The sequence below is a fragment of the Parvibaculum sp. MBR-TMA-1.3b-4.2 genome (genome assembly GCF_053628815.1).
Genome location: NZ_JBRJHC010000001.1, coordinates 2,212,082 through 2,232,612, shown reverse-complemented (window position 1 = coordinate 2,232,612; position 20,531 = coordinate 2,212,082). Strand labels below are relative to the sequence as shown.

At 62.7% G+C, this 20,531-nt stretch carries 24 protein-coding genes; 17 read left to right on the top strand and 7 right to left on the bottom strand.

What is annotated here, in order from left to right; genetic code table 11:
• Positions 1–22 precede the first annotated feature (22 nt).
• Positions 23–1,081, bottom strand: coding sequence for a ferrochelatase (gene hemH, locus ACSSVQ_RS10700; protein WP_454182952.1), 1,059 nt, complete (start codon positions 1,079–1,081; stop codon positions 23–25).
• Between the two features lie 3 nt (positions 1,082–1,084).
• Positions 1,085–2,137: a uroporphyrinogen decarboxylase gene (hemE, locus tag ACSSVQ_RS10695; RefSeq protein ID WP_454182950.1), complete on the bottom strand. Its 1,053-nt coding sequence runs from the start codon at positions 2,135–2,137 to the stop codon at positions 1,085–1,087.
• Between the two features lie 534 nt (positions 2,138–2,671).
• Here hemE and ACSSVQ_RS10690 point away from each other — a divergent pair.
• From ACSSVQ_RS10690 to dnaQ, 6 genes are all read left to right on the top strand, one after another.
• Positions 2,672–3,499, top strand: a complete 828-nt coding sequence (locus tag ACSSVQ_RS10690) for a pyruvate, water dikinase regulatory protein (protein WP_293327856.1) — start codon at positions 2,672–2,674, stop codon at positions 3,497–3,499.
• Positions 3,496–4,113, top strand: a complete 618-nt coding sequence (locus ACSSVQ_RS10685) for a Maf family nucleotide pyrophosphatase (protein WP_454182948.1) — start codon at positions 3,496–3,498, stop codon at positions 4,111–4,113. The genes ACSSVQ_RS10690 and ACSSVQ_RS10685 overlap by 4 nt, the downstream gene beginning before the upstream one ends.
• A gap of 12 nt (positions 4,114–4,125) precedes the next feature.
• Positions 4,126–4,959: a shikimate dehydrogenase gene (locus ACSSVQ_RS10680; RefSeq protein WP_454182946.1), complete on the top strand. Its 834-nt coding sequence runs from the start codon at positions 4,126–4,128 to the stop codon at positions 4,957–4,959.
• 52 nt (positions 4,960–5,011) lie between these two features.
• Complete coding sequence (coaE, locus tag ACSSVQ_RS10675; protein ID WP_454182944.1) at positions 5,012–5,638, top strand: dephospho-CoA kinase; 627 nt, start codon at positions 5,012–5,014, stop codon at positions 5,636–5,638.
• Positions 5,639–5,665: 27 nt separating this feature from the next.
• Entirely contained in the window at positions 5,666–6,097 is a 432-nt protein-coding gene (locus tag ACSSVQ_RS10670; protein ID WP_454182943.1) for a VOC family protein, read from the top strand.
• Between the two features lie 85 nt (positions 6,098–6,182).
• Positions 6,183–6,875, top strand: coding sequence for a DNA polymerase III subunit epsilon (gene dnaQ, locus ACSSVQ_RS10665; protein ID WP_454182942.1), 693 nt, complete (start codon positions 6,183–6,185; stop codon positions 6,873–6,875).
• Positions 6,876–6,884: 9 nt separating this feature from the next.
• Here the strand turns inward: dnaQ and secB are convergent, their stop codons facing one another.
• Both secB and ACSSVQ_RS10655 read right to left on the bottom strand, forming a co-directional pair.
• Positions 6,885–7,385, bottom strand: a complete 501-nt coding sequence (gene secB, locus ACSSVQ_RS10660; RefSeq protein ID WP_293327871.1) for a protein-export chaperone SecB — start codon at positions 7,383–7,385, stop codon at positions 6,885–6,887.
• A 119-nt stretch (positions 7,386–7,504) separates the two neighbouring features.
• On the bottom strand, positions 7,505–8,071 hold the full coding sequence (locus ACSSVQ_RS10655; protein ID WP_454182940.1) for an FxsA family protein: 567 nt from the start codon (positions 8,069–8,071) through the stop codon (positions 7,505–7,507).
• A 166-nt stretch (positions 8,072–8,237) separates the two neighbouring features.
• Between ACSSVQ_RS10655 and ACSSVQ_RS10650 the strand changes: the two genes are divergently transcribed.
• The 4 genes from ACSSVQ_RS10650 to ACSSVQ_RS10635 all read left to right on the top strand — a co-directional run bounded on the left by ACSSVQ_RS10650 (position 8,238) and on the right by ACSSVQ_RS10635 (position 11,229).
• Entirely contained in the window at positions 8,238–8,927 is a 690-nt protein-coding gene (locus ACSSVQ_RS10650) for a Tim44/TimA family putative adaptor protein (protein WP_293327877.1), read from the top strand.
• A gap of 10 nt (positions 8,928–8,937) precedes the next feature.
• Positions 8,938–10,125 carry a murein transglycosylase A gene (gene mltA / locus ACSSVQ_RS10645; protein ID WP_454182938.1) on the top strand — a complete coding sequence of 396 codons (1,188 nt, stop codon included), beginning with the start codon at positions 8,938–8,940 and terminating at the stop codon, positions 10,123–10,125.
• Positions 10,126–10,204: 79 nt separating this feature from the next.
• On the top strand, positions 10,205–10,849 hold the full coding sequence (locus tag ACSSVQ_RS10640) for a Smr/MutS family protein (protein WP_454184685.1): 645 nt from the start codon (positions 10,205–10,207) through the stop codon (positions 10,847–10,849).
• Between the two features lie 8 nt (positions 10,850–10,857).
• Positions 10,858–11,229 (top strand): helix-turn-helix domain-containing protein, encoded by a 372-nt coding sequence (locus tag ACSSVQ_RS10635; protein ID WP_293328019.1) that lies wholly within the window; start codon positions 10,858–10,860, stop codon positions 11,227–11,229.
• A gap of 123 nt (positions 11,230–11,352) precedes the next feature.
• Here the strand turns inward: ACSSVQ_RS10635 and hslU are convergent, their stop codons facing one another.
• Both hslU and hslV read right to left on the bottom strand, forming a co-directional pair.
• Positions 11,353–12,657 (bottom strand): ATP-dependent protease ATPase subunit HslU, encoded by a 1,305-nt coding sequence (gene hslU / locus ACSSVQ_RS10630; RefSeq protein ID WP_454182936.1) that lies wholly within the window; start codon positions 12,655–12,657, stop codon positions 11,353–11,355.
• Between the two features lie 438 nt (positions 12,658–13,095).
• Complete coding sequence (gene hslV, locus ACSSVQ_RS10625; RefSeq protein ID WP_293327886.1) at positions 13,096–13,656, bottom strand: ATP-dependent protease subunit HslV; 561 nt, start codon at positions 13,654–13,656, stop codon at positions 13,096–13,098.
• A gap of 176 nt (positions 13,657–13,832) precedes the next feature.
• Here hslV and ACSSVQ_RS10620 point away from each other — a divergent pair, with 176 nt between their 5' ends.
• On the top strand, positions 13,833–14,459 hold the full coding sequence (locus ACSSVQ_RS10620; RefSeq protein WP_454182934.1) for a pyridoxamine 5'-phosphate oxidase family protein: 627 nt from the start codon (positions 13,833–13,835) through the stop codon (positions 14,457–14,459).
• A gap of 17 nt (positions 14,460–14,476) precedes the next feature.
• Here the strand turns inward: ACSSVQ_RS10620 and ACSSVQ_RS10615 are convergent, their stop codons facing one another.
• Positions 14,477–15,004, bottom strand: a complete 528-nt coding sequence (locus ACSSVQ_RS10615) for a pyridoxamine 5'-phosphate oxidase family protein (RefSeq protein ID WP_454182932.1) — start codon at positions 15,002–15,004, stop codon at positions 14,477–14,479.
• Between the two features lie 387 nt (positions 15,005–15,391).
• Between ACSSVQ_RS10615 and hisB the strand changes: the two genes are divergently transcribed.
• The 6 genes from hisB to ACSSVQ_RS10585 all read left to right on the top strand — a co-directional run bounded on the left by hisB (position 15,392) and on the right by ACSSVQ_RS10585 (position 20,479).
• A complete protein-coding gene (gene hisB / locus ACSSVQ_RS10610; RefSeq protein WP_454182930.1) occupies positions 15,392–16,003 on the top strand; it encodes an imidazoleglycerol-phosphate dehydratase HisB in 612 nt (203 codons plus the stop codon).
• Positions 16,004–16,084: 81 nt separating this feature from the next.
• Positions 16,085–16,672, top strand: coding sequence for a DUF2628 domain-containing protein (locus tag ACSSVQ_RS10605; protein ID WP_454182928.1), 588 nt, complete (start codon positions 16,085–16,087; stop codon positions 16,670–16,672).
• A 40-nt stretch (positions 16,673–16,712) separates the two neighbouring features.
• Complete coding sequence (gene hisH, locus ACSSVQ_RS10600; protein ID WP_454182926.1) at positions 16,713–17,351, top strand: imidazole glycerol phosphate synthase subunit HisH; 639 nt, start codon at positions 16,713–16,715, stop codon at positions 17,349–17,351.
• Positions 17,352–17,356: 5 nt separating this feature from the next.
• Positions 17,357–18,088 (top strand): 1-(5-phosphoribosyl)-5-[(5-phosphoribosylamino)methylideneamino]imidazole-4-carboxamide isomerase, encoded by a 732-nt coding sequence (gene hisA, locus ACSSVQ_RS10595; protein ID WP_454182924.1) that lies wholly within the window; start codon positions 17,357–17,359, stop codon positions 18,086–18,088.
• Positions 18,085–18,846 (top strand): imidazole glycerol phosphate synthase subunit HisF, encoded by a 762-nt coding sequence (gene hisF / locus ACSSVQ_RS10590; protein WP_454184684.1) that lies wholly within the window; start codon positions 18,085–18,087, stop codon positions 18,844–18,846. The genes hisA and hisF overlap by 4 nt, the downstream gene beginning before the upstream one ends.
• Positions 18,847–18,904: 58 nt before the next feature.
• A complete protein-coding gene (locus tag ACSSVQ_RS10585; RefSeq protein ID WP_454182922.1) occupies positions 18,905–20,479 on the top strand; it encodes a CYTH and CHAD domain-containing protein in 1,575 nt (524 codons plus the stop codon).
• Positions 20,480–20,531: the final 52 nt, after the last annotated feature.

Below are 20,531 nucleotides of genomic sequence, written 5' to 3'. Positions count from 1 at the left end.
ACGAACAAGCGCCCCGCATCGATCAGGAGACGCTTTTCAGCGGTACATTCTCCGTGCAGGGCCGGCCGGCCGCATCTTCCGGACACAACACGCCCTCATGCGTCCTGGCATCGCGCACCAGTGCCGCCAGCGCCTCGATGAAGGCCGGATGGCTCGAGAGCGTCGCGACACGCTCATAGCGCGGCACACCGGCTTTCTTCGCCAACTCGCCATATTCGATATCGAGTTCGACCAGCGTCTCCGAATGTTCCGACACGAAGGCGATGGGCACGACGATCAGGCTCTTGCCCTCGGCACCCGCCTTCTCGATCTCATCATCCGTCGCCGGTCCGATCCATTCCATCGGCCCCACCCGGCTCTGATAGCTCGCCCGCCAATCAAGGGCCTCGATGCCGAGCGCTTTCGCCAGCGCTTCGCAGCTCTGCTCGACCTGGGCCTGATAGGGATCGCCCTGATCGACGATCTTTTTCGGCAGGCCATGCGCCGAGAAAAGGATTCGTACGGATGATTTATCCTCGAAGGTGTCGAGCTTTGCTTTCAGGAGATCCGCATAGGCCCCGATGAAGCCCTCCGCGGTGGGGTAGCAGCAGACCGCCCGCGTCGGGAGGTCGAGCCCCACCGCAGCAACGGCATGATCCCAGTCCTTGAGCGAGCTTTCCGTCGTTGTCGTCGAATATTGCGGATAAAGCGGCAGCAGCACGATCTCGTCGGCGCCCCAGGTTTTTACCTCTTCCACCGCTTCATTTGCGAAGGGATGCCAGTAGCGCATGGCGATGAAGCATTTCGCCTCGATCTCCGCGCCCGCCTCCCCCGTCAGCAGCTTTTCGAGCGCATCGCCCTGCGCCCGGGTTTCCGGCACCAGCGGCGAGCGGCCGCCGATATTGGCGTAGATCTCGCGCGCCACCGGCGCCCGCCGCGAGGAAATGATCTTCGCGATCAGCCAGCGCAAAGGGTTCGGCAGCCGAATGATCGCCGGATCGTTGAACAGGTTGAACAGAAAAGGCTGCACGGCGTCCGGACCGTCCGGGCCGCCCAGATTGAACAGGACGATCGCTACCTTGCGCCGCGCATTGTCAGACATGCCTCAAGCCTTCCAGTTCTTCACGAGCTCCACGAGCTCGGCCACATGATCGGGCGGGGTTTGCGGCACGATGCCATGGCCCAGATTGAACACGAACGGGCCGCCCCCGAGTTCTTCGAGGATATAGGTCGCCTGCCGCCTCATTTCCTCCCCGCCTGCGACCAGAAGCAGCGGATCGAGATTGCCCTGAACGCAACCCTGGCTCTGGAGCCGCTCGCGCGCCCAGCGAAGCTGCATGCCGGTATCGAGGCTCAGCGCATCGACGCCGGTATCGCGGAAATAGGTCTCCGCCATCGGTCCCGCGCCGCGCGGGAAGGCGATCACCGGAACATCGGGATATTTTGCCTTCAACTTGGCCGTGATGGCTTTCATCGGCTCCAGCGCGAAACGCCGGAAGGAGAGATCCGGCAGCGAGCCCGCCCAGGTATCGAAAATCTGGACAGCCTCGGCCCCCTGCTCCACCTGCGCGGACAGATGCACGACCGTCGCCTCGACCAGCAGATCGATCAATTGCTGGAACTCGTCCGGCGCCCGGTAGGCCCAGGCCTTGGCCGCGCCCTGATCCGGCGAGCCGCGCCCGCCGACCATATAGGTCGCCACCGTCCAGGGCGCACCGGCAAAACCGAACAGCGTCACATCCTCCGGCAGGCTTTTGGAAAGCCTCGACACCGTCTCATAGACGGGAGCAAGCCGATCCTTCACCGCACCGAGATCGAGGTCGCCAAGCTGGCCGAGGTCGGTAATGGGCTCCAGCACCGGCCCTTCGCCTTCCTTGAAAGCCACTTCCTGGCCCAGCGCATCGGGCACCACGAGAATGTCGGAAAAGAGGATCGCCGCATCGAAGCCGAACCGGCGGATCGGCTGAAGCGTCACTTCCTCAGCAAGTTCGGGGTTGTAGCAAAGATTGAGAAAACTGCCGGCGACACCGCGAACCTGCTTGTACTCCGGGAGATACCGTCCCGCCTGGCGCATGAACCAGACCGGGGGCCTTTCCTGTGTCTCGCCTGCCAGTGCCTTGAGAAGCCGTTTCTTCGGTGCTGCCGTCCCGTTTTTCACAGGCTCTTTCTCCTTACTAATAAAGATTCTTGAAATAGTAGGGGATAGTGGATGGCTGTGGATGACGGGGATTAAAACGCCACCCGTTTTCATCCACAGGCGGGATGGTACATGGCGGCACCCTTCCCGGCCCCTTCCTAACGCAAGATGCCTGTGTGCAGAAGAGGACATAATGTCGAAAGCATTGTGACTCCGGCTGCTTGATCTGTGGGCGGCTTTTCCACACAGCCTGTGAAGCATGGGGATAATTAGTGGGTCATACCGGGACAGTCATGTTTTCCCCGATTCCCCCAAGCGTATCCGCGGGCTTTTCCCTGGACTCATGAAACAGGGGAGGAAAAACGTAAAGCGGGTATGGCTAAGTCATACCGCTTCCGAAAAGCCGAGTTACGCCCGTTCTCCACACTTATCCACAAGGGTGACGGCAATATACGTGAGGTTGTGCGGTGGCCTCTCCGGCTCGCGCGGCAAGCGAAATATATTGGCAAGCCGGGGAGCGGACCGATAGTTTGGCGCAGCTGTCGGGAAAGGTTCATGAACTCCAAACGCATCTTCCATCTGCATCTCGTGTCGGACGCGACCGGCGAAACGCTCAACGCCGTGGCGCGCGCCGCCTGCGCGCAATATGAAGACGCGCGTCCCGTGGAGCATGTCTATGCCCTGGTGCGCGGACCCAAACAGCTCGAGCGCGTATTGAGCGAGATCGAAACCTCGCCGGGCATCGTCATGTTCACCATGGTGAATGACGAGCTGAGAAAGCGTCTGGAAGCGCGTTGCTTTGAAATGCAGGTGCCCTGCATCTCCGTTCTCGATCCGGCGATGCAGGCGCTGGGCAGCTATCTCGGCAAGGAGATTTCCCACAAGCCGGGCTCCCAGCACGCCATGGACGCCGAATATTTCGGGCGGATCGACGCGCTGAACTACACCATGTCGCATGATGACGGTCAGTCGGCGGGCGATCTCGACGATGCCGACATCATTCTGCTGGGGGTCAGCCGCACTTCGAAAACACCGACCTGTATCTACCTGGCCAATCGCGGCATCAAGGCGGCCAATGTTCCGATCGTACCCGGTGCGCCCTTGCCGCCCGATCTCGAAACGGCATCCCATCCGCTGGTCGTGGGGCTGACCACCAGCCCGGACCGGCTGATCCAGATCCGCAAGAACCGGCTTCTTTCGCTCCACGAGAAGACGGACACCGATTATGTTTCGCCGGAAGCCGTATCCGATGAGGTGGCCTATGCTCGCCGCCTCTATGCCCGCAATGGCTGGCCGGTGATCGACGTGACGCGCCGTTCCATCGAGGAAACCGCCGCCGCCGTTCTCAATCTTTATTCCGACAGACAAAGAGCCGCGCAATGACCCGTTCTCTCATCCTCGGATCCGGCAGCGCGGTCCGCGCCATGCTGCTGTCCCAGGCAGGCGTCGAATTCGAGGTCGTGACCTCCGAGGTGGATGAGGATGCGATCAAGAAAGAATTCGCCGAAAGCGAACAGTTGGGAGACACGGAATTTGCGACCGACAAACTCGCGTTGAAACTGGCCGAGGCAAAGGCGCTCGCCGTCGCCGCAACCCGCCCCGACGCGCTGGTGATCGGCGCCGACCAGATTCTGAGCTGCGAGGGCCGCCGCTTCGACAAGCCCAGGGACATCGATGAGGCCCGCACCAATCTGAAATTCTTCCGCGGCAAGCCGCATATCCTGCACGGCGGTATCGCGATCGCGCAGGGCAATGCGGTTATCTGGGGTCATTCCGACCGAGCGACGCTCACCATGCGTGGCTTCACCGATGCGTTTCTGGACGATTATCTCGCCCGGCTGGGCGACGAGGTGCTGAAAAGCGTCGGCTGCTACCAGATGGAAGGACCCGGCGTTCAGCTTTTCGAGCGGATCGAGGGCGACTATTTCACCATTCTCGGCCTGCCCCTTCTGGCCCTTCTCGCCGAGCTGCGCCGCCTCGCCGCGGTTCCCGCCTGAGGAGGCCCCCCAATGCGCAAGGCATGTGTCATCGGCTGGCCCGTCGCCCATTCCCGTTCGCCGCTCATCCATAATTTCTGGATCGAAAAATACGGTATCCCCGACGCTCTTTATGAGCGTCTGGCGGTGGAGCCGGAAAACCTGGCCGGTACCATCGCGCGTCTCAACGAGCTCGGCTATGTCGGCGCCAATGTCACCGTGCCGCATAAGGAAGCCGCCTTTGCACTTCTTACCCGGCACGACCCGCTGGCAAAACGCCTGCGCGCGGTCAACACCATCGTGACGACCGACGACGGGCTGGAAGGCCGGAATACCGACGGCTATGGCTTCATCGCCAATCTGAAATCGGGCGCACCTGGCTGGAAGGCCGCCGCTGCGCCCGCCGTGATGATCGGTGCTGGCGGCGCGGCCCGTGCCATTGCCGCCTCGCTGGAAGAGGAAGGCGCGCCGGAATTGCGCATCGTCAACCGCACGAAGGAACGTGCCGAGGCGCTTGCCCGCGAGATCGGCCTGACCAACGCACATATATATGAGTGGGAAGAGCTGCCGCGCGCGCTGGAGGGGGCCGGTCTTCTCGTCAACACAACGACGCGCGGCATGAAGGGCGAGAACGATCTGACGCTCGACCTGTCGCCGCTCGCCGTCGAGGCCGTGGTCACCGACATCGTCTACACGCCGCTCGAAACGGGGCTCCTGCGCGACGCGAAAGCGGCCGGCTTCGCCATCGTGGACGGCCTCGGCATGTTGCTGCATCAGGCGGTGCCGGGCTTCGAAGCCTGGTTCGGGACGCGGCCCGAGGTTACGGATGAATTGCGCGCGCATGTTCTGGGCAATATGGGTGCCTGAAAAACAAATATGCGTAAGAAGACGGCGCAAGAAGAATGAAAGGGAGAACGCAATGCTGCTGATCGGTCTCACCGGGTCCATCGGCATGGGCAAATCGGAAACCGCGCGCATGTTCCGCGAGCTGGGCGTACCCGTTTATGACGCGGATGCCGCCGTGCATGAGCTTTACGGCAAGGGCGGCAAGGCGGTCGCCCCCATCGGCGAAGCATTTCCCGAGGCGGTCGTCGACGGGGCGGTGGATCGCAAGGCCCTGTCGCGCTGCGTGGTCGGCCTTCCGGACGAAATGAAGAAACTCGAAGCCATCGTTCATCCACTGGTCGGCCAGGTGCAAATCGACTTCCTGAAGCAGGCCGCGGCGGACGGACACGATATGGTCGTGCTCGACATTCCGCTTCTCTACGAAACGGGCGGCGAATCCCGTGTCGATGTTGTGGTGGTGGTCTCCGCCCCCTACGATCTTCAGAAGCAACGCGTGTTGGCGCGGCCCGATATGGATGAAGCGAAATTCGCGGCAATCCACGCCAAGCAGACGCCCGACGAAGAAAAGCGCAAACGTGCGGATTTCATCGTGGAGAGCGACAAGGGTCTCGACCATGCCACCGCGCAGGTGAAAGAGATCGTCGCGGCGTTGAAAGGCCGGGAGGGCAAAGTGCTTCGGGAGAGACTGCCTCAGGCCTGATCCCGAGCCGGATAGGGGAGACGACGAATGGAACAGAGACTGAGCCTCGTCACACTCGGCGTTGCGGATCTTTCACGCGCGAAGGAGTTTTATGTCTCGCTTGGTCTCACGCCCGCCAAGGCCAGCAACGAACAGGTCGTCTTCTTCCAGTTGAACGGGATCGCGCTGGCTCTTTTCCCGCGCACCGATCTCGCCGCCGATGCGGGCGTTGCGCCTTATGGCGAAGGCTTCAGCGGCATCACGCTGGCGCATAATGTACGTTCGATTGAGGATGTGGACCGGCTGCTCGCCAAGGCGGAAACGATTGGCGGCCGCATTCTGCGCGGCGCGCAGGAGGCAAGCTGGGGCGGCTATACCGGCTATTTCGCCGATCCAGACGGGCATGTCTGGGAGGTTGCGTTCAACCCCTATGCAGTGATCGGCGAGGACGGTTCCTTCCGCATTTCCGAAGACGACTGAACGCGCTAGACTCATCCAACAGAATTGATTTGCACCCTGCCCTGCGCGAAGGGACGCGCGCGCGGCGGGAGACGGGGTGAAACCTATGCGCGAAATCGTGCTCGACACGGAAACGACCGGCCTGTCCTGGGCCGATGGCGACAGACTGGTTGAAATCGGCTGTCTGGAACTGCTGAACCATGTCGCGACGGGAAATAATTTCCACGTCTATATCAATCCCGAACGCGATATGCCGCAGGAAGCATTCAACGTACACGGACTATCGGCGGAGTTCCTGTCCGACAAGCCGGTATTCGCCGACATCGCGGACGAGTTTTTGGCGTTTGTCGCAGACGACCCGCTGGTCATCCACAACGCCTCCTTCGATATGGGCTTCATCAACTGGGAACTGAAACTTCTCGGCCGGTCCGAAATTCCCGCCTCCCGCGCGGTGGACACGCTGCAGATCGCGCGGCGTAAATTCCCCGGCGCGCAGAACAATCTTGATGCGCTTTGCCGCCGCTTCAATATCGACAATTCGGGCCGCACCTTTCACGGCGCGCTGCTCGACAGCGAGTTACTGGCCGAAGTCTATCTGGAGATGCGCGGCGGCAGGCAGCCCGGCCTCGTGCTCGACGCCTCGCTCAATCTCGACGGCACCGAAGCGGCCGAGCAGGTCCAGCGCCGGCAGCGCCCGGAGCCCCTGCCCCCCAGGCTGACGCCCGAAGAGGTGGAGGCCCATGATGCCTTCATCGCCACGCTGGGCGAAGACGCTCTCTGGCTGTCGGTGAAGGGTTAGGCGGCGGCCTCAGTTCGGCTTGGTGCCCGCGACTTCCGCCTGCATCTGTTCGCGGCGCTGCTGATAGAGGCTCACGAAATCGATCGGGTCGAGCAGCAGCGGCGGATAGCCGCCATCGCGCGTGACATCGGCGATCATGCGGCGCGCAAAGGGAAAGATCTGGCGCGGGCATTCGATGACGAGCACCGGTTCGAGCTGGTCTTCGGGAATGTTTTCCAGGCGGAAGAGGCCGGCATAGTCGAGTTCGACGAGGAAGAGCGCTTTGCCGTCAACCTTGGCATCGACGCCGATTTTCAGCGCGACCTCGTAATCGGCATCCGCCATACGCTGCACACCGACATCGACGCGGACATCGATATTGGGCTGGCCCTGAAGCTGGCCGAGAAGGCTCGGCGCGTTCGGGTTCTCGAACGACATATCCTTCACATACTGCGTCATGACGCGAAGCTGCGGACCGGCCTCAGCCGCTGCGTCTGCGGAAGTCTGTCCGGTCTGGTTGTCGTCGGCCATCTCTCGTCATTCCCCTAAAAATACAGGCTGGCGCCGGCGGATCGAATGCCGCCGGGTCGCTGCTGGCTAGCACGTATGGGAATGACCGGCAAGGAGGCCCATAAGGCCGTGGCGCGCTCTTACTGCTTCCAGGGCGAATCCGGGTCGGACGGGCCCTTGCCGTCGGGTTCGTCGTCGGAAATCTCAACCGCCTCGCCCTCGATGACGACGCCGTCCGGTTTCCGGCCCGGACCCGGTTGCGTGCCGCCCCTTTCGGGCCGTCCGCCCATACCGCCACTCATACCACCTGTCATGCCGCCATCGGCGCCGGGATAGACCTGCAGCCGCCCGGTTCTGATCGCCCAGCTCACCAGCCCTTTCGCGACCGCGTGACGCACCGGCGGAATGAGAAAGAGAAAGCCCATCGTATCGGTGATGAGGCCGGGCGTGACCATCAGCAGCGCGGCAGCAAACAGGAACATGCCGTCCAGCACCTCCGCCACCGGCGCTTCGCCGCGCTGAAGCGCGGCCTGCGCCCGCTGCCAGGTCTGGAACCCCTGCAGCCGCAACAGCCAGGTGCCCGCCATCGCGGTCAGGATGACGACGGCAAGCGTCGGCCAGAGCCCGATCAGGCCGCCCACCTTTACGAGGACGGCGATCTCGGCCAGCGGCATAATGATGAAAATCAGAAAAAGAATCGGGGCCAATGGATTTCCGCGTTCTGGCAATGCGACCCGCGACGATGGTGCCGGTGGCAAATTGCCTTTCGGTGTCTTACGTTAGATAAGACGAAACAGTAACGGTGCAATGGCCCGCCGTCACGGGCCAGCGGGCCGAATTGAGCCCGGGTGGCGAAAGCGGATGGAAAACAGCGTGACATTTCTCAATCTAATTCTGCTCGCGGTCGCAATAGGCGTGCTTTTCAAGCTCTACAGCGTATTGGGCAAACGGACCGGACATGAAAGGGAGCCTTACGATCCCTATTCCCGCCCGGATGCGCAGTCGGGAGATGACAAGGTCGTCACCCTGCCGCGCCGCAATGCGAACGGCCCGCAGTCCGGACAGCGGAACAGGGAGACGTCCTGGGAGGCCATCGCGCCGGAAGGGTCCGAGCTTGCCCATGCCCTGACCGAGCTTTCGCTCGCTGATCGCAGTTTCGATCCCAATGCCTTTGTCGAGGGCGCCCGCGGCGCCTATGAGATGATCGTGACCGCCTTCGCCCAGGGCGACCGCGAGACGTTGAAGCCGCTCCTCTCCGATGATGTTTTCGCCAATTTCGACGCGGCCATCGAGGATCGCGAGAAAAAGGGCCTTACCCTCGACCAGAGCCTGATCGGCATCGACAAGGCGGAAATCCGCAAGGTAGAGCTGTCGGGCGCGGATGCGCGGATCACCATGCATTTCGAAAGCCAGATGACCTCCTGCACCAAGAATGCCGACGGCGTGGTCGTCGAGGGCGATCCGGTGACCGAACGCAAGGTCACGGATGTCTGGACCTTCGAGCGCAATGTGAAGAGCCGCGATCCCAACTGGCGCCTGGTCTCTACCAGCAGCACCGATTGAGGGCCGGATCATGGGGGGCGTAGCGGGCCTGAAACAGGGCGGGCGTCTTTCGGCGCTATCGGTTCTTTTTGCGGCGGCGCTGGCTCTGGGAGGCTGCGGCACCATGCAAGGCAGCGACAGCGGCGTGCGCCCGGCCCAACCCGCACAGGCGGGCCCGAGCGGCCTTCATGCGATTTCCTTCAGCGATCTGCCCGGCTGGGCCGCGGACAATCAAGGCGCCGCGCTCCTGTCCTTTAAACGGTCCTGCGCGCGCATCGTGAAACTAGGCGCCGCCGATCCGCTCGACCGGAAAACCGGCAGCGGTGGTATCTACGGGGAAGCGGGCGACTGGCAACCGGCCTGTCGTGCTGCGCTCGATACGGATCCTGCCGCCGCCCGGGCCTTTTTCGAGCGCTGGTTCACGCCCGTCCGCTTTCCGTCCGAAAGCCGGGCCGATGCGCTTTTCACCGGCTATTACGAGCCGGTCATGCGCGGCTCGCTGACACGGCATGGCGCGTACCAGACGCCCATCCTTCGCCCGCCGCGGGGTTTTGCCGAGGCCCGCAGGGCGGGCGTCGTCTTCCCTACCCGGGCGCAAATCGAGGCGGGCGATTACGATGCGGATCGCCAGCCCATCGTCTGGCTGGACAACCCGGTTGACGCTTTCTTCCTGCATGTCCAGGGCTCCGGCCGCGTGACGCTGGAAAACGGCGAAACTGTTCGCCTCGCCTTTGCCGGCAAAACCGGACGACCCTACACCTCCATCGGCAAGGTGCTGATCGACCGAGGCGCCATCGCCCGCGAGGACGTCTCCATGCAGACCATCCGCGCCTGGCTGGAGGCCCATCCCGACCAGGCGAAAGGGGTCATGGACATGAATGAGTCCTACATCTTCTTCCGCCGGCTGGACGGGGTGAGCGCGGATCTCGGACCGGTCGGCGCGGGCCGCGTGCATCTGACGCCGGGCCGCTCCATCGCGGTGGACCGCAGCTACCACCCGCTGGGCTCTCTCTTCTATCTCGCGACGAGCTATCCCACGCCCGGCGGGGAGAAGCCGCTTGACCATCTGATGGTGGCGCAGGATACCGGCTCGGCTATTCTGGGGCTTCAGCGTGCCGATATTTTCTTCGGATCGGGAGACAGGGCGGGCTGGGTCGCGGGACATATGAAATCGCATGGCGAGCTTTTCGCCCTGGTGCCCAAAGATCTCGCGCCCTGACGGGCGCATCGGGGTCCGTGCCCGGTGATGTGGGTGACGGACGGGCGTATGGCGGTAAGCGGAAACCTGGTTGACGGCAATGGCTGACGGCGACAACAAGACCAGGCGCGGCAAACACGCCCGCCGGCTGAGCACCGGCGAGAAGGAGCTTTGGCAGCGCGTGACACAGGAAGCCGTGCCGCTTCGCAAGCCGCGCCGGGATCCCACCGCCGATAAAACGACAACCGACATTCCAATGGCCGATCCAAAGCCGGAAGCCGGCGCCGCCTCCCGCACGCGCCGCGCCGCGAAACCGGCACCGCTCCCGCCGCCGCAGCAACAGCCGGTTCCTGCCGCCCCGCCCCTGACTGGCCTCGACAGGCGCATGACCCAGCGGCTCGGACGCGGCCAGCTTGAGGTCGAGGCGACGCTGGACCTTCACGGCCACACCCAGGAACGGGCCTATACGGTGCTTGCCTCTTTCCTGACCCGCGCGCGGGCGCGCGGTTTCCGGCTCGTTCTCGTCATCACCGGCAAGGGCGACAGCCCCTATGCCCGCCACACGCTGCATGGCAACGACTTCTATAACGTGCCGGAAAGGCCGGGCGTTCTGCGTGCCGCGCTGCCGAAATGGCTGGAAGAATCCCGGTTCCGCGCCATCGTGGCCGGGTTCCAGCCCGCCCATCCGCGCCATGGCGGCGGCGGCGCCTTCTATGTCCGCCTGCGCAAAAAGCGCGATCACTGAGGCGCGGCATGACGCCCTTCGGCAAGAAACTCAGGGAATTGCGGGCCGCGCGCGGGCTGACGCTCAAGGACATGGCCGCGGCGCTTCGCGTCACGCCTGCCTATCTTTCGGCGCTCGAGCATGGGCGGCGCGGCCGCCCGAGTTTCCGTTTCGTGCAGTCCGTGATCGGCTATTTCAACATCATCTGGGACGAGGCGGAGGAGCTGGAGCGGTTGGCGCATCTCTCCCACCCCAGGGTGACGATCGACACCTCGGGCCTCGACCCCGCCGCGACCGAAATGGCCAACCGGCTTGCCGAGGAGATCGCCAGACTCTCCACAAGCGAAATCGGGGAGATTTCGAAGATTCTCAAAAAGCGAAACAGGCGCGGCGGGAAGTAGGAATTAGGCTCTTCTTGTCATTGCCGGGCCTGACCCGGCAATCCAGCGCAATATGCGCCGCAGGCTCAAGCTGGATGCCCGGATCAAGTCCGGACATGACAAGTCCAACCTGTCCGGCGCCCCTCAAAGAATGAACTTGGACAGATCCGCGTTCTTCGACAGGTCGCCGATATGCTTGTGCACATAGGCCGCGTCGACGGTGACCGTTTGGCCGTAAAGGTCGCTGGCGGCATAGCTGATTTCCTCCAGCACCCGCTCCATCACCGTGTGAAGCCGCCGCGCGCCGATATTCTCGACCGTTGAATTGACGGACACCGCGATATCGGCGAGCGCGTCGATCCCGTCCTCGGTGAAGTCGAGCGTCACGTCTTCCGTCTGCATCAGCGCCACATATTGCTTGATGAGGCTGGCTTCCGGCTCGGTGAGGATGCGCTTGAAGTCTTCCCGGGTCAGCGCCTGCAGCTCCACCCGGATGGGCAGACGGCCCTGAAGCTCCGGCAAGAGGTCGGAGGGCTTGGAGATGTGGAAGGCGCCGGAGGCGATGAAGAGGATGTGGTCGGTCTTGACCGCGCCATGCTTGGTGGAAACCGTGGTGCCTTCGATAAGCGGCAGCAGGTCGCGCTGCACCCCTTCCCGGCTCACATCGCCGGAACGCTCGGATTTCGCGCAGATCTTGTCCACCTCGTCCAGAAAGACGATGCCATGCTGTTCGACGAGCTCGATAGCGTCCTGCGTGAGCTGTTCCTGATCGAGCAGCTTGTCGGATTCCTCGGCGATCAGCACGTCATGGCTTTCCTTGACGCTCATGCGGCGGGTCTTGGTCCGGCCGCCGAACGCCTTGCCCATAATGTCGGAGAGATTGATCATGCTGACCTGGCTGCCGGGCATGCCCGGCATATCCATGAAGGGCATGCCGGAGGCGGAATCCGACACCTCGACCTCGATCTCCTTGTCGTCCAGTTCGCCGCTGCGCAGCTTGGCGCGGAAATTTTCCCGTGTGCTTTCGCTCGCATTTTCGCCCACCAGCGCGGAGAGCACCCGCTCTTCGGCGGCGATATGGGCCTTGGCCTGCACGTCGCGGCGCTTCCTGTCGCGCACGATGCCGATGGCGATTTCCACAAGATCGCGGACGATCTGCTCCACATCCCGGCCCACATAGCCGACCTCGGTGAACTTGGTCGCCTCGATCTTGATGAAGGGCGCCTCGGCGAGCTTGGCGAGGCGGCGGGAAATCTCGGTCTTGCCCACGCCGGTCGGCCCGATCATCAGGATGTTCTTGGGCAGCACCTCTTCGCGCATCGCTTCCGGCAATTGCTGGCGACGCCAGCGATTGCGCAAGGCGATGGCCACGGCGCGCTTCGCGTCCTGCTGACCGATGATGTAACGGTCGAGTTCCGAAACGATTTCACGCGGCGAGAAACTGGTCATGGGGTGAGGATAACTCCGTGGATAACTGTGGATATCGTCCGTGGAAAACGGGGCTCAAGTGACAATTAGACTGTCAAAAAGCATGACTTTCTTGCTCCGGATACCAATTTTTCCGGCCCCGGAACGATCCCGGTCATCGGTATGCGGACAAGCTCTTGCGCCAGCGTGAAGGCGACCGGAAACCTTGTTTATCGTATTGTTTTTATTGGGAAAATAGGACCGGCTGTTTGCGGCCGGACGGCTGTTTCGCCGACCCTTCCCGTCGTTTCCGCGACCCGTCTTCCAACCCGCAAATCTGAATAATGGCATTCTGCGCCTATTGGAGCGGAGAGCCGCCGACCCGGCATGTGAAAGACTGTGCCGCTTCGCGGCGCAGCGGTCCGCAAAACCGCTATCGGGGCCGGTCTGCCGGTGTCTGGGGAGCCGCGGGTCCATCGGTCAGCCATCCAGTGCTTCGACAACGACATTGTCATTGGTGTAGACGCAGATTTCCGCGGCAATTCCCATCGCTTTTCGGGCGATTTCTTCCGCGCCGAGATCGCTGTCCATCAGCGCCTTGCCGGCGGCAAGCGCATAATTGCCGCCCGACCCGATGCCGACCACGCCGCCATCGGGCTCCAGCACGTCGCCATTGCCGGTCAGCACCAGCGTGACTTCCTTGTCGGCCACGATCATCAGCGCTTCGAGGCGGCGCAGAAAGCGGTCGGTCCGCCAGTCCTTGGCAAGTTCCACCGCCGCCCGCAGCAGCTGGTTGGGATATTGCTCGAGCTTGGCCTCAAGCCGTTCGAACAGCGTCATCGCATCGGCCGTCGCGCCCGCGAAACCGGCGATCACATCGCCCTTGCCGAGCGGGCGCACCTTGCGCGCCGTGCCCTTCATCACCGTGTCGCCCATGGAAACCTGGCCGTCGCCGGCGAGAACGACTTTCCCGCCCTTGCGGATGGCCAGAATGGTGGTGCCATGCCAGTCGACGGGGAAGCGGCGGTTCGGGTCACTCATAAGACGGGGCTCCGGATAGAGGCGGTAGGATCGCCTCCATGTGGCCTTTCCCGCGAGCGCGGTCAAGACAGCGGGCCGGAATGCCTCGCTTTGGCCTTATAGATGAGAATCGCTTGCAACAAGCAAGGGGCTGGGCCTAGGCTTGAGAAACGCAAGGCGGATAAAGGAAGCACATCATGAGCGAGACAAAGCGTGTTCTGGCCAGCGAACCGGACCTCCGGACCGTCTATCGCGAGCCGTCGGACGGCGCGGTCTTCAAGCAACTCGCCGTCATCGACCCGCATTCGCGCCGTTTCATCGAGCTCTCGCCCTTTGTCTGCATTGGGTCCTCGCGGCCGGACGGGACGGCGGATGTCTCGCCGCGCGGTGGAGAGCCGGGCTTCGTCCATGTGCTGGATGAAAAGACGCTCGCCCTCCCGGACCGGCCGGGCAACAACCGGCTCGATACGCTGACCAATGTCGTCCATCAGCCTGCCGTGGGCCTGCTTTTCTTCATCCCAGGTTTCACCGAAATGCTGCGGGTGAACGGCAAGGCCGTAACCACCACTGACCCCGATCTGATGAAGCGCTTCGAACATCAGGGCAAACCGCCCCGCTCCGTCATGACGATCGCGGTGGAAGAGGTCTATCTGCACTGCACCAAGGCGCTGAAGCGCTCAGGGCTTTGGGAAGTTGACAATCAGGTTCCCAGAAGCGAGATGCCGAGCTTCGGCGAGATGATCCGCGACCAGATGAAGCTCGAGATGGACGCCAAGCCCATCGATGACGCGCTGGAGCAGGACGCCAAGGACAATCTCTATTAGGGCTCTGTCAGGGCCCGCTAGCGCGGCATCTCGAAGTCGCCCGGATCGCCGCCCAGCTCTCGCACCTTTGCTTCGAGCTCGTGAATGCGGGTTTCCAGCCGGTCGAAGGCGGGGGTCAGCATTTCGCTGTCCCAGCGCGGCTGGATATGCGCCTTGCAGTTGAGGTCCCATTCCTTGATGTCGAAATGAATGCCCCGCTCCACCCGGGCGCGATAGCCCGGCACCGCCAGCGGTCTGATCTCTTCGGGGTCGGTAATCGGCCGCGCATGGCCCCTGATCTTGATGCGGGTGCGGCTGGGATAGTCGATCAGGAAGATGAAGGCCTGGGGGTTTTCCTCCATATGGCGCAGCGAGACATATTGGGCATTGCCGGCAAAGTCGGCGAAGCCGAGGCGGTTTTCCCCGATCACCCGCAAAAAGCCCTTCGGGCCCCCGCGATGCTGGATATAGGGCGCGCCTTTCGCACTCGCCGTGCCGAAATAGAAATGATCCTGCGTTCCAATGAAGCGGGCGAGGTCGTCGGTCATGCGGCTTTGCCAGGCCATGGTCGGGTTCCTTTTTCAGGCAATGCGGGCACCCTATATGGCAAGCGAGGCAACCGTGCGCCACCCCGCGCATCCCCGGCTGCGATCACAACATCTTGCGTGGGCGTGATCGCAGGTTGCTACCGGCTATTTTGGCGGCCTAATTGAATCAATAACTTGCTAAATACTTCGGAGATTCCGGTAAAACCTCTTAATGTGTCACATGAGGATTCATTAAGCCGTTAGGTTAACGTCGAATAAGCATTTGTATTTCAAATTGAATCTATCTCCAGGCAGGTATCGCGGCGGCGGCGAGGCTAGCGCTTCCCGCACCGCGCTGATAAAAGCCGCCCCGAGAGAGCAAGAGACCGGAGGGGACAGGTCCCCGCCGCCTTGAGGAAAAGGCAAATGGATATGGAACGCGCTGCGCGCACCGCGAAGGTGGAGCGCAAGACCAAGGAAACCAGCATCGCCGCCGAGGTGAATCTCGACGGCACGGGGCAGTATGATGTCTCGACCGGTATCGGTTTCCTCGATCACATGCTGGAACAGCTTTCCCGCCACTCGCTGATGGATCTGAAACTCCGCGCCGAGGGCGACCTCCATATCGATTTCCACCACACCACCGAGGACACCGGCATCGTCATCGGCGAGGCGGTGAAAAAGGCGCTGGGCGACTTCAAGGGCATCCGCCGCTATGCGACGGCCATTATCCCGATGGACGAGACCTGCACCCGCGTCTCGATCGACGTGTCGCAGCGCCCCTATCTCATCTGGAAGGTGGATTTCACCAAGCCGAAGCTGGGCGATATGGATACCGAACTCTTCAAGGAGTGGTTCCAGGCCTTCGCGCAGAATGCGGGCATCACGCTGCATGTCGAGAACATGTATGGCGAGAACAACCACCACATCGTGGAAAGCTGCTTCAAGGGACTTGCCCGGGCGCTTCGCGATGCGATGGAGATCGACCCGCGCACGGCCGATGTCATTCCCTCCACCAAGGGCGTCCTCGGCAGCTGAGCGGTGGCCATGCCGCGCGATCTGCCTTAAACAGGAGCGGATGAAGGACGGGCGGTCCGCCCGCTTCCGGAAGACGGTTCCATGCGCATCTATACGGTCCATTTTCGCAAGGACGCGCCCGCCGATGGCGAGGGCTTCGTTTTCGTGCGCGAGGGCTTTACTTGGGGCGGGCTGATCTTCGGCTGGCTCTGGCTGCTCTACCGCCGCCTCTGGATCCCGCTCATTCTCTGGATTGCCGCGGCGGTGCTGCTCGGCGCCCTGGCCGAGGCCAGCCATGTCGACGAAGCGGTGCCCGTCATTGTCGCCTTCGCCATGCAGTTCTGGCTTGGCTTCGAGGGCAATGATCTGCGGCGCTGGGTGCTGGACCGCAAGGCCTATGTGGAGGTCGATATCGTCGCCGCGTCCGACAGGGCCGATGCGGAACGTATTTTCTTTTCCCGCTGGAAAGGCCCGGTCGATCTTTCCGAAGCGACCGGAAACTGGGTATCGCCCTCGGGCGGCGTCTGGCCCAAGCGTCCGAAGAGTCTCAACGGCCCCAAGAAGGGCAAAGACGGCGCCGGCGGTGCGGAAAAGGATAGCGGCCATCGGGAGGCGGGCGCCAAACAGGGCGTCTGGCCGCGCCGCGACGATGAGCGCGTCCTTGGCCTCTTCCCAAAGCCGCAAGCTTGAGCCATACCACTCGCGCTGAAAACGCTTCAGAAAGCCTCCGATGCTCGTCACCATCGTCGATTACGAATCCGGCAACCTCCATTCAGCGGCCAAAGCCTTTGAGCGCGCGGCCCGCGAACGCGGCCTGGCCGCCGATATCCTCGTCTCCGGCGATCCGGAGGCCCTGCGCCGGGCCGAGAGGATCGTGCTGCCCGGTGTCGGCGCCTTTGGCGATTGCCGCGCCGGGCTCGATGCCATCCCCGGCATGGTGGAGGCGCTGGACGAGGAAGTGCGCGGGAAAGGAAAACCCTTTCTCGGCATTTGCGTCGGCATGCAGCTCATGGCCGAGCGCGGCCTCGAATATGGCGTCCACAAGGGGCTGGGCTGGCTGAAGGGCGATGTTAAGCCCATCGACCCCGCCGACCGCTCGCTCAAGATCCCGCATATGGGCTGGAACGAGCTCGCCCTCAAGCGAGCCCACCCGCTTCTGGCGGACCTGCCCGGCAATCATGCCTATTTCGTCCACTCCTATGCCTTCAAGGCTGAGGACGAGGAAGATGTGCTGGCCGAAACCGATTATGGCGGCCCGGTCGTCGCCGCGGTTGGCCGTGACAATATGGTGGGCACGCAGTTCCACCCCGAAAAGAGCCAGGCCCTTGGCCTCGCGCTCATCGGCAATTTTCTGACCTGGAAAGTCTGACTCTCATGATCCTGTTTCCGGCCATCGACCTGAAAGACGGCCAATGCGTGCGCCTGGTGCGCGGCCTGATGGAAGAGGCAACCGTCTTCAATGACGATCCGGCCGCCCAGGCTCGCGCCTTCGAGGCGGCGGGCTTTGAATATCTTCATCTGGTCGACCTGAACGGTGCCTTCGAAGGCCGCCCGGTCAATGCCGATGCGGTGGACGGAATTCTTGCCGCCATCTCCATTCCCGTTCAGCTGGGCGGGGGCATTCGCGATCTCAAGACCATCGAAACCTGGCTCGGCAAGGGGATCGCCCGCGTCATCATCGGCACGGCGGCGGTGAAGGATCCCGACCTCGTGACCGAGGCCTGCCAGAGATTTCCGGGCCGCATCGCGGTCGGGCTGGACGCCAAGGGCGGCAGGGTCGCCACCGAAGGCTGGGCCGACGTCTCCGAACTCACCGTGCTGGAGATGGCAAAGCGCTTCGAGAATGCAGGCGTCGCGGCCATCATCTATACCGATATCGACCGCGACGGCGTGCTGGGCGGGCTCAATATCGACGCGACCGTCGATCTCGCCAATGCGATTTCCATTCCGGTGATTGCGTCGGGCGGGCTTTCCTCCATCGACGACGTCAAGGCGTTGCAGGCCGCGAACTGCCCCGGCATCGAGGGCGCCATTTCCGGCCGCGCGCTTTACGATGGCCGCCTCGACCCGAAGGAAGTGCTGGCGCTGCTGAAAGGGCAAGCCTGATGCTCAAATCCCGCGTCATTCCCTGTCTCGACGTGAAAGACGGTCGCGTCGTCAAAGGCGTGAACTTCGTCGACCTGCGCGATGCGGGCGATCCGGTGGAGGCCGCCCGGGCCTATGACGCGGCGGGCGCGGACGAGCTTTGCTTTCTCGACATCACGGCGAGCCATGAAGAGCGCGCCATCATTTTCGACGTGGTGCGCCGCACGGCGGAACATTGCTTCATGCCCCTGACGGTGGGCGGCGGCGTGCGCACCGTGGAAGATGTCCGCGCGCTCCTTCTTTCCGGCGCCGACAAGGTATCGATCAATACGGCTGCCGTGACCAACCCGGAATTCGTGCGTCAGGCGTCCGAGAAATTCGGCAATCAGTGTATCGTGGTTGCCATTGACGCCAAACAGGTGTCCCCCGGCAAATGGGAAATCTTCACCCATGGCGGCCGCAAGCCCACCGGCATCGACGCGGTGGAATATGCCGCGCGCATGGCCGAACTCGGCGCCGGCGAAATCCTTCTGACCTCCATGGACCGCGACGGCGCGCGCAACGGCTTCGACATTGCGCTTACCCGCGCCGTGGCCGATGCGGTCGCGATACCGGTCATCGCGTCGGGCGGCGTGGGCACGCTCGATCATCTGGTCGAAGGTGTCCGCGACGGTCATGCAAGCGCGGTGCTCGCCGCCTCGATTTTCCATTTCGGGGAACACACGATCGGCGAAGCCAAGCAGCACATGGCGAATGCGGGCGTTCCGGTTCGAATTTGACGTTATTGTCGCACCGCCGCTGCGATGAATTGTAATTTTGGCCTACGCTAATATACAAGTGCCCCTTGAGCGACAGAACGATGACCACACCGGCTGCGCCGCGATCATGATCGACAGGGAAATCGAACTCAAACTGCAATGCACGCCCGAGGCGATGGAGCGCCTGCGCGGGGCGCCCTATCTGCGCGAAAACGGCATGGCGGTCGGCCGCAAACGGATGCGCTCCGTTTATTTCGACACGGACGATCTGCGGCTTGGCGCGAACGGCTTTGCGCTCCGCCTGCGTTTCACCGGCGACAAATGCATTCAGACCCTGAAAGCCGGCAACGACCAGACGGCGACGAGCGTCTTCCACGATACGCAGGAGTTCGAGTCTCTCCTTCCCTGCCGCGTCGATGAACCCGATCTGGAGCTGCTTCCTCCGCCCGTTCGCGAAAAGCTCCGTAAGCTGATCGATGACGAGAAGCTGCTTCCCCGTATCGAGAGCGATATCGACCGGGAGACGATCAATCTCCGCTCCGAAGGCGGCGACCTCGTGGAACTCGCTTTCGATGCCGGCTCGGTGAAAGCCAATGGCAGCAAGGCGGATATCTGCGAAGTCGAACTGGAGTTGAAGGAAGGCTGCCCGGAGGAGCTTTATCGTATCGCGCTCGGCTTTGCCGATATCGTACCCATGCGGATAGCGCGCATGAGCAAGGCCGAACGCGGCTTCGCCCTCCTCCAGGGAACGGCGACCGCCGCGGTCAAGGCGGAGCAGACGGATCTCGACAAGAGCCTCTCCGCGCAAGAGGCCTATGAACTCATCCTCCGCGATTGCCTTTTGCACCTGCTGGCCAATGAAGGTCCTGCCTTCGATGCGCGCCTGCCGGAAGGGCTGCACCAGCTTCGCGTGTCGCTGCGGCGTATGCGCTCCGCATTCACCGTCTTCCGCAAGGAGATCGGCGGCGAAACGGCGGAAATGCTGTCCGCGGAAGCGAAATGGCTCGGCAATGCGGTGGGCCGCGCCCGCGATTTCGATGTCTTCGCCCATGACATTCTGGAACCGGTGACGCCTGCCGAGGGTGAGGAAGAAGCCTTTGCCGTCCTGAAACGCAAGGTGGAGGAAGAGCGGGCCCGCGCCTGGTCCGCTGCGGGCAAGGCAATCCATTCGCAGCGCTACAGCCGTTTCGTGCTGCAGCTGGCGCTGTTCCTGAGCGAACGGGGCTGGCGTGCGAAAAGTTCCGCCGGTGATCCCGTTACCGACTTTGCGGTACGCGCCCTCGACAAGCGGCAGGCCAGCGTCGAAAGGCTGGGGAGCCGCATGAACGAGCTCGATGAGGAAGAGCGTCACGAATTGCGCAAGCGCCTGAAGAAACTGCGCTACACGCTTTCTTTCTTCCAGTCCCTCTTCGGACGGAAAAAGGCCAAGCCCTATCTGAAGGATCTTTCCCGTTTGCAGGATGCGTTCGGCGCGTTGAACGATCTGGCGACGGCCCGTGCCATTCTGGGCGAGCTGGCAAAGGACGATGCCGCGCTCCAGCCCGCTGTGGCGCATGTGGCGGAGTTCCATCTGGCAAGGGCGGAACGGGAATGGGAAAGCGTGCGGTCCCTATGGGCCGATTTCACCGCCCGGCCCGCCTTCTGGCGCGGCTGACCTCACGCTTCCCGCCGCGATTGCGATCCAGCGAAATTTTCCGGAGGGGTTA